Source organism: Streptomyces sp. NPDC049687 (assembly GCF_044465285.1).
Taxonomy (GTDB): Bacteria; Actinomycetota; Actinomycetes; order Streptomycetales; family Streptomycetaceae; genus Streptomyces.
On the sequence record NZ_JBITLN010000032.1, the window covers coordinates 15077 to 29043 of the forward strand.

A 13967-nucleotide genomic window follows, 5' to 3' on the forward strand; every position below is an offset into this window, starting at 1 on the left:
GGCTGTTATTCCGGCCGACCAGACCGAGCAGCCCGCGCAAGCAGTGCCACATCCGCTGCCGCCGCTCCCCGCGCTGCTGCCTGTGTGGTGCCCGTCCGAGTCCTGATATGGGCGCTGGAAAGCGCAAGGATCTTCTGCCGTGCCACGGGAGTTGTACAACCCTCGCGGATACGGCGTGCGGTTGAGCCAGGGTTCCACCTGCTGCGGGACGCGTCAGCCGCGGGCACGCTCCTACCGTGAAGGCTCATCGGCGCGCTCCTCGAGGGCAGCCGAACGCCGCGCGGGCTGCTCGTAGGGCCCAACCTGGGACCCGACCCGCGGCCGGAAGGAGCCTTCATGATCACTCGCAAGCGCATCGCCTTGACTGCTGCCGCCCTCACACTGGGCAGCGGCCTCGCCATCCTGCCCGCGACCGGGGCGTCGGCCGCGGCCTACGACGGGCAGAGCCCGGTGACGTCAGGGTGTGCCAACAGCGCCATTACGGCGCGGACCAAGAACATCTACGTGGGCAGCAAGTTGGTCGGGAGGATCGATCTCCGGTACAGCACCAGTTGCCGGACCGCCTGGGGCCGCGTCGTTGCGTACTACCTCGCGGGCGCAGGGGAAGCCAACGTGTATCGCAACTCCGACGGCAAGTACTACTTCTGTGACAACACGGATTGGAGTGACGCCGTAAACGGATTCACCTGTTACACCGCGATGGTTAACGACGCCGGTGTGACTTCGTATGCCTGGGGTCAGGCAGACGACTCTGACACCGGCGACACTGGCTATGCCATGACTGGGAGTTACTGAGCGTGGGCTCGTAAAGCACTCGCCAGGCTCGGTGGATCGCGCCTGAGGCTGAGCGGGCCGCGAACAAGTTTCGTCAAAGGCGTGTCCGGCGGATCATGCTGCGATCGGAACGGTGAAGCAGCTCATCTCACTGAAGGTTGTCCCGCAACCTCCGGCTGGTTGTTCCAGACGGCGCCCTATGGTGCGGCGGCCGACATGTTTGTTGGGTGGGGAGGCGTAGTTGCCTGGCCCGGGACGTCCAGCCATGCGCCGATGCGGGTGACTGCGTCTTCCACGGTGGTGCGCGGCGCGCCGGAGGCTTCGAGTGAGATGCGGGCCACAGCGGCGAGTTGGGGATCGGTGAGGGCGAGCGCCATGCGGGCTGTTTCGTTCTGGCGGGTGCGGTCGAAGACGAGGTCCAGGCGCCGGCTGGTCAGAGTGCACAGGCCGACGGCGATCTCGTCACCGGGCCTGAGCAGCCCCAAGTCGCGGCGGATGCGAGCCTGGTCGGCGATGACGAAGGCATCATTCGCGTCGGTCTTTCCCCCGCCCCGGTAGGTGGCCGAGGCTCGGTGCACTGCCAGGCCGGTGGGATAGGCGACAGACTGATCGTGGGCAGTGAGCAGGCCCATCAGCAGGGCGGCGCCGCCATGGTTGAGGTCGACGGCCCACAGCACGTCGTCGGATATCGCCAGCACGTCGAGGAATAGTCAAGATCTGTGGATCAAGATCTTTCGGTGCGTTTGTCGCATGAGTGATCTGGTGGTCAGAGGTCGTGGATGTTGGGGCGGGAGATGGCAGCTTCGGCGAACAGTCGGCGATAGAAGGGGCCGAGGCCGTCGGGGATGGCCAGGGACTGGAACGCCTCCTCCGCCGGCAGAAGACGGCGGTGGGCCATCTCGAATCGGGGGTCCCACGGAGCCAGACGCACCTCTGCTCGCCACATCGACCGGACCAGCACCAGCCCTTCCTCCGGGCCTCGCACACAGACGCCCCGGCTGAACCCGAGGAGTCGGCAGTCCATCACCTCGGCGCAGGCTTCCTCACTGACCTCGCGGCGCATCGTGTCGACCCACTGCTCACGCCGCTCGGGGCGACCGCCGGGCAGGCCCCACCGCTGTCCATCTGGGCTGACCACGACGATCCGATCATCGGCGACGCACACCGCCTCCGCGCCGTGCGGCGTACCCGGCGGCGGGTCAGAAGGTGGATACCACGCAACGCGGCATTCCTGACCGTTGATGTATGCGGTGAAGTAGGCGCCATTCCCAGCAATGTCGTTCATGGTTCCGTTCCAGCGATCGACTCAAGCGGCTGTGGGGACGAGGTCCTCGTCGGGGCGTTCGACGAGGTGGCCTCGTTCGAAGCGGGCTCCGGCACGGACCAGGGCGACGAGGTGGGGTGCATTCACGGCCCGCCAGCGGGTCTGGGCGGACTCGACGAGCTTGAACACCATCGCGAGGGCTGCCGCGCGGGAGCCGGCGCCTTTGGTGACCTTGGTCCGCAGGCGGACGGTCGCGAAAGTGGACTCGATCGGGTTCGTGGTGCGCAGGTGGATCCAGTGCTCGGCGGGGAAGTCGTAGAACGCCAGCAGCTCGTCCTCGTCTGCGGTGATCTTCTTGACGGCCTTGGGGAACTTCGCACCGTACTGCTTGGCGAACGCCGTGATGGCCTGGGCCGCGTGCTCGCGGTCCTCGGCGTTGTGAATGTCCTGGAGGGCCTTCTTCGCCGCAGGCTGGGCCGACTTCGGAAGACTGTCCAACACGTTCGCGGTCTTGTGAACCCAGCACCTTTGATGGCGAGTTGAGGGGAACACCTCGTTGACCGCGTTCCAGAACCCGAGGGCGCCGTCGCCCACCGCGAGGACGGGGGCGCGCATTCCGCGCCGTGCAGCATCGCGCAGCAGGTTCGCCCAGGACTCGGACGATTCGCGGTAGCCGTCGGCCATGGCGATGAGTTCCTTGGTGCCGTCCGCGCGCACGCCCATCAGCACCAGTACCGCGGCCTTGGCCTGCTCCAGGCGGATCTTCAGATGGATGCCGTCGGCCCAGACGTAGACGTAGTCGCTGGCCGAAAGGTCGCGCTCGTTGAAGGCGGTGTGGTCGGCCTGCCACTGCGCGGTCAGGCGGGTGACCGTGGCCGGGGACAGGCCCGCCGAGGAGCCGAGGAACTGCTCGAGTGCGGGCACGAAGTCGCCGGAGGACAGGCCGTGGAGGTAGAGCAGCGGCAGGACCTCGCTGACCTTCGGAGACTTCCGTGCCCAGGGCGGCAGGATCGCCGAGGAGAACCGCTTGCGCTCACCCGTGGCCTCGTCGATTCGCTTGGCATTGACGCGCGGGGCTTTGACCTCGATCGTCCCGGCAGCGGTGGTGACCTTACGTGGCTGGTGGTAGCCGTTGCGGACCACCAGGCGTCGGCCGTTGTCGTCGTGCTGGTCGGCCAACTCGGCTATGTAGGTGTTGACTTCGGCTTCCAGCGCGGCGGCCAGCATCCGCCGTGCGGCCTCGCGGACGATCTCGTCGATCAGGGAACCGTTCGGCGTGGAGCCGTCTTCGTTGACTACGCTGAGCACGGGCGTGCCTTCCCGGCCGGCGCTGCGAACGCCGGTCTACTCGGTGACCATCAATCGATCACTCGGGAAGGTACGCCCTTCGCGTGCCAACCCGAGGCCGTTCCACAGGTTTCGAGCATTGCTCCAGCACGTCGCCGAGCAGTGCGAGCAGCTCAGTCTCGTCGTTCTGGATCCGGCGCGACAGCAGCCGCTCGCCCTCCGCGTTGATCACCACGGCGTGGTGATGCGTTTTACCGATGCCCACCCCGGCCCAGATCTCGGGCACATTCCCCTCCGCCAGCGCGTCGTAAATCGATCCCGCAGACGACCCCGCCGGCGTTGTCCTACAGCAGCGGTCGAGTCGCGTCTCCCCATCAGCGGTCGAGTCGTCGCGGAGCTCCAAGCGGCCAAGTCCCGTAAGCCATCCAACGGCTCAGCCCTTACAGCCATACCCGGAGCCCCCCGGCCCTCCGATCCTACGAATGACCAGATCAGACCCGCGCCTTCAAGGTAGGACAACCTTTAGGTAATAAGATACCGGCGGCCCACCTTGGCAGCGATGTCTTCCAGAACTCCGATGGAAAACTCCCATCGGCGAGTGGGTGGACGTGGTATGAAGCTGACATCGGCATCAACTCTGGCATGAAGCGGTCGAAGCAGCCGGGACGCGCCTGCTACTCGAGCAATGGACTCGCCTACGTTACGGGCGACCATTACGAGTCCTTCTGTGAGATACCCAATTGGAAGTGATGGCCATTATCGTCGAAATTAATGGAGCGGAGATTGATTCGCCTGAAGAATTCCACAAGATACTAGCGGAAGAGTTGGACTTCGGCCCCTACTACCGGCCGAATTTGGCCGCCCTGTGGGATCGGCTCTCCGCAGACGTCGAAAGACCCGTCTATCTCATCTGGCGGAACTCGGAAACCAGCAGAGACGCTATGGGGGTATGCGCGTTCGACGATCTACGGGATCTTCTACTGCGGGTTCAAGCGCAGGACGAAGATTTCGGATGGGAGGATCGATTCACTGTGAGATTCGAATAGGGGCAGCGCCAGCCCCTCGATCTTGCATGAGGGTCCGTCAGCCTGCTGACGGACCCTTTCGGCTCGTTCGGGGCGGAGGTTTCTGCAGGTGTGTAGGCGGGTGGCCCAACTGTGGTGTCGGGTGGTCAGGTTCCACGGCTGAGGTCGGGTGGTTCTGCCCGTAGGGACAAGAAGTTGCTGGTCAACTAGGGTTTGAAGGACAACGGGCACTGCAACGCCTGCTGGGTCATGGGCACGAACCCGCACTGCGAGCCCAACGCCGACGACATTCCGGACGCAGAAAAGCTCGCCACCCGGCAGAAGGTTGCCCTGGGCGCCGTCTCGGCCGTGGCGCCGACTGTGGTCGCTGCCCCGGCTGCCGTCACCCTGGGCGAGGGATGCCTGGCCACGGCCCGGTCTGCGCCGGGGAAATCGCAGAGATATTGACCGGCGGAGCGTGCACGTTCATGCCATGCTTCTTGTGTTTCCAGAGCAGAAAGGCCGGTCCGCGGCAATACGGTCGATCGGCAGGAGCGTGCCGCCCAGGATCACGAACGCCTTCGTCGACGGCCCGTAGCGCGTCGGTCAGGGCGGGCGCGAGGGCGGCCAGAAGTTCGACAGCCTCGGAGACATACCGGTAGGCGGTCGTGATCCCGACACCGGACCCGGCCGCGAGCTGGGCATACGTGTGTCCCACCCTCAGGTGGGCGAGCGTGGGCAGGGCCTGCCGGCCAGCGCTCAGACGCCGCCGGTAGGAACCGATCGCGCGGCGGTGCTGCCGCAGACGGGTGGACAGGAGGCGGAGGGCAGAACTGGACACGTCGACGCCCGACGGGTGGACAAGCATGCGAAGCCTCTGGTGGAGGCGCCTGGCTCTGGACATGCCACACGTCAACCGCGGTTGGTTCGACCATGGGGCACGGGTCCAGCACACTCGGCGTGACGCCCCCGGCGTCCTTCCCTTCGGCGCCACCCGTACCGCCGATACCCTCTACTGGGACACCACAGCATCCGACGACCCCGACCAGTGGCCGGTCGTCATGCACTGTCGGGACAACGAGAACGCGGACCGCGACCCCTGGCGGCGCTCGCGACCCCGCTCGTGCCGACGCTGGCCCGTCTCGTGGCCCACGGCATGCGCCCAGTGGCCGCCCGAAGTGGCATGCAAACCGACCTGGATCACACCCCGTGGACACCGCCGCCTCGGCGACCGGAGCCAACCGCTCAGCAGCGGGGCGGCGCTCACCACAGGCAGCGTGCTGGAGACTTTGATCGCGCTCGTCCCGCCGCCGGAGACACCAAGCACAACTGGGACCGGCTGTACGAACGGCTGGGTACACGTCTGCCCGGCGAGTACATACAACTGATGGAGCGCCACGGGGCCGGCTCCTGGTGCGGCTGCCTGCGCTTCAACATGCCCTTCGGCGAGGACCAGTACGCGCTCGCAGCGTGGGCCGAGTGGTACGCGGAGACCTACCAGCGGCAGCGAGCCAGATTCCCTGAGTATCATCCCCTGGCTGTCTATCCCGAGCCCGGGGGGTTCCTGCCCTTCGCCGACTCTATCGACGGCGACCATCTGTGCTGGCTGACCGAGGGCGCCACGCCGGACGACTGGCCATTGAAAGTGGCAAAGTGGCCCCCGGGGTCGCGAACGAGTTGCTCAAGGCGGGCAACGGAGCACGAGGAGTCATCTTCGCCTGGCAGGAAGGTTCGGACATAGGCCACTTCTTCAACGCAGTGAACCACGGAGGGAACGTGAAGTTCCTTGACGGGCAGGCAGGCGGATATGTGGACTTGGATTGGGATCACTGGGAGTTCATGCACGCGGGGAGTGGGTGCACACTGATCACCCTGGAGGCCGCTACGCTGGCTGCACAGGAATTCGTGTCCCGTAATCTTCCCGAAGCCGATGGATTACGATGGGGGTTCCTCTTTCGGGGAATTTCGAGGGCAGGTCTCTACCTGCTTCAGATCACCGTCACTCCGTCGGCTCCGAACGGGAGACCAAGGTTCGGTGGCAGCCCGGGAGTTGTCGTCGATTCCAAGAGCGGTGAATGCCGCTACGTGCGAGGCCACTCGGAATACAAAGGCCTCCTGCGCGAGATAGCCGACAGCACCGCATAAGAGCCGACCCGCCCGGTGCGACGTCCGCCTCCCTGGAGGGCATCGGGCATACAGCTGTTTAGGAAAGTGGGTTTTCAAAGTCCAGCGGTGCGGAGGAGCCCGCAGGCTCGACAGGTCATGATGCAGCCTGCGCGCAGGCGCTGGTTGTCGGCGTCGCGGAACCCGAAGGTGGACGGAGATCTCGAGGCGGACGGTTTCCCCACGTGTAGCGGGGTGTCGCAACTCGTACGCGATCTCGGGCTCGTCGACGGAAGCCCGACCACGGTGAGCCCGCAATACCCGATGAAGTCACCCACATCGCGGCGGATGACGGGCGAGCAGAGCAATGCCTTTCAGTGCCGACGCAGCGAGCTGATCACCCGCCGCTTGTGCTCGATTGACGGCATGTCATCGCCGGACGATGGCCCTGGCACCCCGCTCTCAGCGCTCAGTTCATGTACGGCGCTTCCGGGCAGGACCACACGGGAATCTTGCTCGCGTGTGACGCGACTTTCATTTGGGCCGTAGAGGCTGATACTCCAGCCGTAGATCGTCATGTGCCCTGGTCTTGGGGCTGTCTGCCACTGGCGGAAACTCAGGTGGCCTCAGCGCACGATCTGGGTAGAGTCGGGCGATGCCCGAGCTGAAGCGGCTGCATGCCGGCCACGCCCCGGCGGTTCTGGCCTTCGAGCTGGCGAACCGCACATACTTCGCTGCCTCGATCTCCGACCGCGGCGACGACTTCTTCGACCAGTTCACCGACCGGTACAACGCCTCGCTGGCCGAGCAGGAGGCCGGCGTCTGCGCCTTCTACATGCTCATTGCCGAGGACGGCTCGATACTCGGCAGGTTCAACCTGTACGACTTGGAGGACGGCACTGCCAGACTCGGCTACCGGGTCGCGGAGCGGGTCGCCGGCCGCGGCGTGGCGACCGCGACCGTCCGGGAGCTGTGCCGGATTGCGACCGCGCGGCACGGGCTGCGCACACTGCGGGCGGCCACCTCCCACGACAACGCCGCGTCCCAGAAAGTCTTGGTCAAGGCCGGGTTCGTCCCCGTTGGCCCTGCCACCCCGGCCGATCTCGGCGGCAAGACAGGCACTTGGTACCAGCGCGACCTTCAGTCATAGGCCTCGATCCTGCTCGTGCGTCCGCTGCGGGAAGGCTGCGGCCACCGCTGATCATCGGTGGGTGAAAACTAACGATCCTGCAGTGGCCGCAGGTCAGCGTAGACCCTGCTCGCGGGCAGGAAGCGTTCGACGGCCTGATGAGCCGGATAGCCGGCCGGTTCACCCGGGTTGAACCCGGCGCCCCGGACGGCATGCAGCACCTGCTCGGCCGGGCCCGATGGGATGCCGACGCCGTACGCGATGACGTGCGCGAGTGCGTCCTGGAGCATCTGCGCGACGAGGGTGCAGTGCTGGCGGTCGACGAGACCGGGGACGTGAAGAAGGGCACGCGCACCGTCGGTGCCCAGCGTCCAGTACACCGGCACCGCCGGGAGGATCGAAAACGCGCAAGTCGTCGCGGTCGGCCGGGGTCGGTGCCAATGGGCACCGCTTCTACGACTGGGCGGTCATCGATCCGGCCGAACCCCGCCCCGGCAGCCGCCAGCTGCTGATCCGCCGCAACCGCACCACCGGTGAACTCGCCTACTACCGCTGCTTCTCACCCGCCCCCGTACCCCCTGACCGCCCTGGTCCGCGTCCCTGGATCAAGGTGGCGAGTGGAGGGGCGACGGGGTCTTGACCCATGGGTCTCTCCGACAATCTGAAGGCCAGGCTCAGCCCGGCGAGCGCGATGTCGTCGTCCGCGGCCGCGACGTCGAGGACGACCAGAGTTGTCCCGCAAGTGGTCGGTGGAGCGGCGGCACCAGGTGCTGAGCGGATCTCGGGAGACTCCGACGTGGCAGCTGTGGCAGCCTGCGGACATGCCAGAGCTGCGCGTTCATGCAGGCCGCCACTACGCCATCCAGTTCCACTACGCCTTGCCGGACGCCGCCTGGTGTGTGGAGCTGAGCGAGGCCGTCCCGGCGCCACCTGCATGGTCTGACATTCCCAACGCGGAGACCCACCTGCCTGGAGCTGCCTTCGTGGTGGCGGTGATACCCGACGAGGACCCGAGCCTGGAGCCGGCCGTCCACATCCACAGCCACGACGAGCACGTCATCCCCTACGAGATCATGCGCTGGTTCATGGAGCAGGTGGCCGAGCAGGTTGAACGCTGCCGCCTCGCGCTTGAGCAGGGAGCACCTGAAGCCGTGGAATGATCCCACCAGCCACGCGAAGATCATCCCAGGATGGTTAGGGCGCCTCCGTCGAGCCGACGGACTGGAGACGAATGGTGGAGCACGACGAAGCCCTACAGCTCACGGCGGCATTCCTCGCCGCCAGCCAACGCGACGACGAGCCGCCTCTCGCCATCGACACAGAGCGAGTCCGTGAGAACAACGGCCTCCTGATCGTGCCTTACAACTCTGTGCAGTAGCTCTCGTCGCGCGGGATGTGAGGGAGCGGCTGTTGGACCGCTGGCCCATCCTCGTCCGCCTTGAACGCGGCGACGTGCGGTTCGGGAGCCTGGAGGAGCGGCACCTGTGGAGGAACCCGAGCAACTGACGAGCTCTGGCTGTCCGCGACCACAGTTACGTAAACGGGATCACCGGGCCGTCACTACGCATCTCCGGTACTGAGCCCGCCGACGCAGGTGGCCAAAGCCTGTGTCGGCGGCCTGGTTCAGGCGGTCGACGTCGTCGGAGGCAGCCTGGAAGCGGTCGCAACCAGGGCGATCCTGTACCGCTCCCCGGGCGCCACGGTGCTCCGGTCAGCGGTTCATGGCGGGCAGGTGGGCCAGGCCGGTGTCGAGCATGATGCGGGCGACGGTCTCCTGCAGGGTGCTGTCGGCGCTGATGACGGTCTCGAGTCCGTCGGGCAGGTCGCTCGGCCGGTACCAGTCGCGCAGCTGGGTTTCGTTGACATGGTTGGCGATCGACTTGGTGGCGTGCCGGGTGAGGGTTTCGTCGAACGGCACGTCCAGGTAGTAGCCGTGCGTCGGACCACGGTGGTCGGCGCGCAGTTGGGCGAGCATGTCGCCATAGCGGTCGGCGTAGAGGATGCGGGATGGTGTTATGCGGCCTATGGGGGTTCCTCAGCCCCAAGGTGTCTCAGGCGGCGCAGCTCCCATAGACGAGACATGACGGCGTCGCGACCACGTTCCACAGCGGCCGCTCAGAGGTGGCCGTCGAGGAGCTTCCGTACCTCGGTGACGGTCATGGGCCCCTTGCCGTGCGCCACCGCCTCTCCCCCCTTCAGCAGGACGTAGGACGGGGCTCCGGTGATCCCGTATCGCTCGGTTGCGGCCGGACAGCGCGTGATGTCGGCGCGGACGGCCGTCAGGCGGCCCGTGTAGTCGTCGGCGATGTCCCTCACGACGAGGTCCATCACCCGGCAGGGCTCGATTGCCTTGGGCCATGTCCCGGTGAAGTATGCGAGGACCGGAACTCCGCTCATCCCGAGGATGAAATTGAACTCCGCGTCCTCAAGGGGTCGGTGAACCCGCTGCGCCATGGAAGCTCCTGACCTCACGCTCCGTCATTCCATCCCCATCATCCCTCGCGCGGTGTGCCAGGCCGGAACGGCCCTGCGCTGCTGCCCGGGTGGGCGGGTGAGCCAAAGTCATGGATGAGGGTTTCGTCTGTCTGTTGTCCACTGCGGGCATGGCTCAGGGCCCTCCGGCGTGAAGGGCCCGGGACCAGTGGTGGCGCCGGTTGGGGAGCCGTTAACGCGCGGCGAATCAGGTGCCAAGTAACTCGTGAACCGCCTCCGAGGTCGCCGCCGCAAAATTTCAGATGGACGGCGAAGCCCAGCCTGGTGGCGCCGCTTTGTTCCGTAACCAGCCCGCCTCGTCGCCGGACAGGGTGAAGTAGTCCACCACCCCGTCCAGACCCAGATCCCGCCCCACCGACAGCCCCTTTCGTCACCCCCGTTCCCAGCGTTCGGGCTGGACGGTATGGGCGCCGGTGTATGGCGGGGACTGGCTCTGTTTCATGAGAACGGACAGCAGATGTTCACTATTTCGGGAGGCAGCACGACACCGAGGATTCGAACGCTGCATGAGGTGTGGCCCGAGAGGTGGCCACCGGGGCCTCACGGGGAGGCGCGGCCGTAGGGCGGACGCCGCCGTTCGCGCTGAAGTCCGTTGTCGACGTCGTGGCGGCGTCCGGGCTCCGCAGCGGACGAGAAACACCATGGCACGGCTGCCGTCAAGCTGCCACGATGCTGTTTTCAAGCGGAGGGCATTTGTTCGTCTTCGTGTGTGTGGGGTGCGGTGCCGAGCTGACGGCCCCGCTGTCCCAGGTGGTCCTGCCAGTCCACGCCCATCAGAAGTACGGGAACGGGATTCAGCTCCCGGTCCTTATGGAGTCGGGCACGTTCGCCGTGGAGCCGGAGTCCTCGGGGCCTCCGTGGCGGAGGTGGGAGGAGATCGATCCGGACGAGGCGGCCGCGCGCGGCATCTACGCGCCGGTCCACTTCTTGTCCGACGGCGCGCCGGGCGCGACGGTCATCGCGCCCGGAGATGTCCGTGGCACCGTGCTGATCCCGGAGAAGTGCGGTGGCTACTGCTGCGGCCTCGACGGCGCTGACGGTCCCAACTTGGCCTGTGGGACGTGCGGCATGCCTGTGGCGAGCAGAATCGACGACTGCTCGCTCTGGCAGGCGGTGTGGCTCGCCCCCGGCGCGGTGCGCCGCCGCCCCGTCGACGGCACCGACGCCGCACCGCTCTCCTGGGCGGAACTGACGGCGCAGGGAAAGGGCACGCCTCCGTTCGAGCCGATCACCGCCTGGGACGGACCACGGCTGGGGTTGAACCACTGGTGGTCGTGGAGCCCTCGGTGGGAGGCGGCGGCCGGGCGGGCGCTCGCCCACCTGCTGGCGGCGTCGGAGGGCCGGCCGGTGACCGTCCCGAGCGGCCTGACCGAAGACGTGTTCCAACGCATCCTCGACACTCTGCTGCCCGCAGGTCCGCCGGCGAGGCGCGCCGTCCTGGCCGGACCGGGGCTGCCAGCCCCCGACGGGGACGTCGACATCCTTATCGTGCCGGTCCATCCGCAGACGGGGGAGACGTGGACCCCGCCCAGCGCGGCCGCCTGAGCACACCTGGTGCCCCTGCCGTTCGGGGTGTGGTGGTGGTTGGCCTTCCCCGAGCCACACCTGCCCGCCCCCGCGTCGGGTGTCATGCCCGACGGCGTCCTACGCGACGATCCGCCCGCACCGCATCCCTACAGCCTCTTCAGACACGACCCGGGAGTTTTTCACCACACTCTGGTCCGGCTCCCAGCCGTCCGCAGCCGGTGGCTGCGCGAGAGCCTTGAGAACCTGACGCAGGACATGCGCGCACGCCTCTTCTGACCAGCCGGCAGAGGACGCCGACGCTCAGCCTCCGACCTGTCGGGTGATCACGCCTCCGCAATCGAACAGCGCCAGACGGTGGTGTCTCCCGAAGCGGTGAACATCTACTGTCCGTTCTCATGAACATAACCAGGGGACCGATATCGGCGAAGGACTCCCCTACGGAAGGCGGACCTGGTAAATGGGTCGCCGCCGGAAAACTGTCATAGGCGTCATTTGTGGCCGAAGGCCGCCGCGGTGGTCACGCACGAGAGCGATGTGCTCGACGAGGTCACCGAACGCAGGCTGCTGACCAGGAACCTGCCGACCGTCAAGGCCCTGACGGACCCGACGGTCCTCGAGCCGGTGATCGCCGGTGTGACCGCGGGCTCACAGGGGCGGGCACAGTGTCGCCGGTCCGGCGCCTGTCCATGTGTGAGTGGGGCTGCCGCATGGACAGGCGTGACCGTGGGCCTCAAGCCGCTTCGAGGAAGGGGTAGTCGGTGTAGCCCTCGGCGCCCGGACCGTAAAACAGTTCCGGCCGGGGCTCGTTCTCCGGGTGGCCACCCTGCCAGCGCTCGACCAGGTCGGGGTTGGCGATGAGGGGCCGGCCCACGGCCACGGCGTCGGCGTGGTCGGCCTCGATCTGCCGGAGCGCCTGCTCGCGGGTGGTCTGCCCCCCGAGGGGGCCGTTGTTGACGATCAGCTTGCCGTCGAAGCGCCGCCGCAGCTCCTGTACCAGGTCGCCGCCCGGCTCGGTGTGCAGTACGGAGAGGTAGGCCAGGCCCAGCGGGCGCAGTTGGTCCATCAGGGTGCCGTAGGTGGCCAGGACGTCGTCCCGGTCGGTCTCGAAGACGTCCCCGAAGTCGACCTCCGGCGAGATCCGCAGCCCGACCCGCTCGGCACCGACGGCCTGGGCGACCGCCGTGACGACCTCGACGACGAAGCGGGCGCGGTTCTGCGGCGAGCCGCCGTATCCATCGGTGCGCTGGTTGGCCGCCGGGGAGAGGAACTGGTGGAGCAGGTAGCCGTTGGCGCCGTGGATTTCCACGCCGTCCGCTCCCGCCTCGATGGCCCGGCCGGCCGCGGTGACGAAGTCCTCCAGGGTTGCACGGATCTCTGCGGTGGTCATCGCTTCGGGTACGGGGTAGGGCTGCTCGCCCTTCTCGGTGAACGTCTCGCCGGTCCTGGCGATCGCGCTGGGGGCGAGGATGCGGCGGCCACCGTTGACGTCGGGGTGGGTTTGGCGGCCGGCGTGCATGATCTGCAGGACGATGCGGCCGCCCTCGGCGTGCACCGCCTCGAACACCCGCTGCCAGCCGGCCGCCTGCTCGTCGGTGGCGATGCCCGGCTCACCGACATACCCCTGCGACGCGTGGTCGGGGTAGGTGCCCTCGGCGATGATCAGCCCGACGCTCGCCCGCTGCCGGTAGTACTCGACCATCAGGTCCCCGGGGATGCCGGAGGAACCGGCCCGGACCCGGGTCATCGGTGCCATGACGATGCGGTTGGCGAGCTCGATCTTCCCGAGAGAGACGGGGGAGAAAAGCGACGGAACGCGCGAAACTTCTGAAGTGTTGACAGGCATGGGTTTTCTTTCTGTGATACGGAGGGAAACGGGATGAAGGCCTGCGACGCAGGGGGTCTACGCTGTCCCCGCGGAGGCGCGGACGCGGTCCTCGGGCGGGCGCGGGCCCGCCGGCGGTGACGCGGTTCCAGGACCGCGACCGGGGTGTGGGTGGTGTTGACGGCGAACGCGGTGAGAGCCGCATGCCGTCGGCGTCGGTGTCGGCGCCGGTCAAGCGCAACTGCCCGCCGGAGTACGGGCGTTCGCTTCTTGCGCACGATCAGCAGCCAGCGAGGTGACGAAGTCCTGGGTGCCGCCGCCGGAATCGGTACGGATCGGTGTCTGCAGGCCGCGCCGCGACCGACTCCCTCGACGCGCCCCGCGAAGAGGACCGACACCTCATTCTCGGCCTGAGGCACTTCCGCCGGACGATCGCCCATCGGACAGCCTGCTTCACGAAAGCGCGAGGCTAGCTGAGCGGGACGTCCGCGACAGCCTTGAGGTGGCTGAACGTCTCGAGGGAGTACCGGCCGTGGTAGCGGCCCATGCCGCTTTCGCCGACGC

Annotated in this window: 11 protein-coding genes and 6 pseudogenes; 9 read left to right on the forward strand and 8 right to left on the reverse strand. The window is 67.1% G+C overall.

From position 1 onward, the window contains the following. Positions 1–336 precede the first annotated feature (336 nt). Positions 337–795, forward strand: a complete 459-nt coding sequence (locus ACIBVL_RS42815; protein ID WP_399106651.1) for a DUF2690 domain-containing protein — start codon at positions 337–339, stop codon at positions 793–795. 365 nt (positions 796–1160) lie between these two features. Here the strand turns inward: ACIBVL_RS42815 and ACIBVL_RS42820 are convergent. From ACIBVL_RS42820 to ACIBVL_RS42835, 4 genes and pseudogenes are all read right to left on the reverse strand, one after another. Continuing rightward, positions 1161–1469: pseudogene (locus ACIBVL_RS42820) on the reverse strand (transposase); the annotation flags it as partial. A gap of 71 nt (positions 1470–1540) precedes the next feature. Then, positions 1541–2059, reverse strand: coding sequence for an NUDIX domain-containing protein (locus ACIBVL_RS42825; protein ID WP_399106653.1), 519 nt, complete (start codon positions 2057–2059; stop codon positions 1541–1543). A 21-nt stretch (positions 2060–2080) separates the two neighbouring features. Continuing rightward, positions 2081–3346, reverse strand: a complete 1266-nt coding sequence (locus tag ACIBVL_RS42830; RefSeq protein WP_399106655.1) for an IS256 family transposase — start codon at positions 3344–3346, stop codon at positions 2081–2083. A gap of 124 nt (positions 3347–3470) precedes the next feature. After that, positions 3471–3611 (reverse strand): annotated as a pseudogene (locus ACIBVL_RS42835) (transposase); the annotation flags it as partial. Positions 3612–3859: 248 nt separating this feature from the next. Here ACIBVL_RS42835 and ACIBVL_RS42840 point away from each other — a divergent pair. After that, complete coding sequence (locus tag ACIBVL_RS42840) at positions 3860–4075, forward strand: ribonuclease domain-containing protein (RefSeq protein WP_399106670.1); 216 nt, start codon at positions 3860–3862, stop codon at positions 4073–4075. Continuing rightward, the gene (locus tag ACIBVL_RS42845; RefSeq protein WP_399106657.1) at positions 4075–4371 is read left to right on the forward strand and encodes a barstar family protein; all 297 of its coding nucleotides are present in this window, start codon (positions 4075–4077) and stop codon (positions 4369–4371) included. Before ACIBVL_RS42840 ends, ACIBVL_RS42845 begins: the two co-directional genes overlap by 1 nt. A gap of 391 nt (positions 4372–4762) precedes the next feature. Here ACIBVL_RS42845 and ACIBVL_RS42850 read toward each other — a convergent pair. Then, a pseudogene (locus ACIBVL_RS42850) lies at positions 4763–5197 on the reverse strand (transposase family protein); the annotation flags it as partial. 315 nt (positions 5198–5512) lie between these two features. Here ACIBVL_RS42850 and ACIBVL_RS42855 point away from each other — a divergent pair. The 5 genes and pseudogenes from ACIBVL_RS42855 to ACIBVL_RS42875 all read left to right on the forward strand — a co-directional run bounded on the left by ACIBVL_RS42855 (position 5513) and on the right by ACIBVL_RS42875 (position 8721). Further along, positions 5513–6070: an SMI1/KNR4 family protein gene (locus tag ACIBVL_RS42855; RefSeq protein ID WP_399106659.1), complete on the forward strand. Its 558-nt coding sequence runs from the start codon at positions 5513–5515 to the stop codon at positions 6068–6070. Then, on the forward strand, positions 5983–6474 hold the full coding sequence (locus ACIBVL_RS42860) for a toxin glutamine deamidase domain-containing protein (protein ID WP_399106660.1): 492 nt from the start codon (positions 5983–5985) through the stop codon (positions 6472–6474). The genes ACIBVL_RS42855 and ACIBVL_RS42860 overlap by 88 nt, the downstream gene beginning before the upstream one ends. 613 nt (positions 6475–7087) lie before the next feature. Further along, on the forward strand, positions 7088–7582 hold the full coding sequence (locus ACIBVL_RS42865; protein WP_399106663.1) for a GNAT family N-acetyltransferase: 495 nt from the start codon (positions 7088–7090) through the stop codon (positions 7580–7582). 137 nt (positions 7583–7719) lie between these two features. Continuing rightward, positions 7720–7975: pseudogene (locus tag ACIBVL_RS42870) on the forward strand (transposase); the annotation flags it as partial. 407 nt (positions 7976–8382) lie between these two features. After that, the gene (locus ACIBVL_RS42875) at positions 8383–8721 is read left to right on the forward strand and encodes a hypothetical protein (RefSeq protein WP_399106665.1); all 339 of its coding nucleotides are present in this window, start codon (positions 8383–8385) and stop codon (positions 8719–8721) included. A 551-nt stretch (positions 8722–9272) separates the two neighbouring features. Here the strand turns inward: ACIBVL_RS42875 and ACIBVL_RS42880 are convergent. Then, positions 9273–9563, reverse strand: a pseudogene (locus ACIBVL_RS42880) (kinase); the annotation flags it as partial. 113 nt (positions 9564–9676) lie between these two features. Next, positions 9677–10015, reverse strand: a complete 339-nt coding sequence (locus ACIBVL_RS42885) for a thioredoxin family protein (RefSeq protein WP_399106667.1) — start codon at positions 10013–10015, stop codon at positions 9677–9679. A gap of 732 nt (positions 10016–10747) precedes the next feature. On the opposite strand from ACIBVL_RS42885, the pseudogene ACIBVL_RS42890 reads away from it, so the two are divergent. Next, positions 10748–11857, forward strand: a pseudogene (locus tag ACIBVL_RS42890) (hypothetical protein). 454 nt (positions 11858–12311) lie between these two features. Here ACIBVL_RS42890 and ACIBVL_RS42895 read toward each other — a convergent pair. Then, positions 12312–13424 carry an alkene reductase gene (locus ACIBVL_RS42895; protein WP_399106668.1) on the reverse strand — a complete coding sequence of 371 codons (1113 nt, stop codon included), beginning with the start codon at positions 13422–13424 and terminating at the stop codon, positions 12312–12314. Positions 13425–13967: the final 543 nt, after the last annotated feature.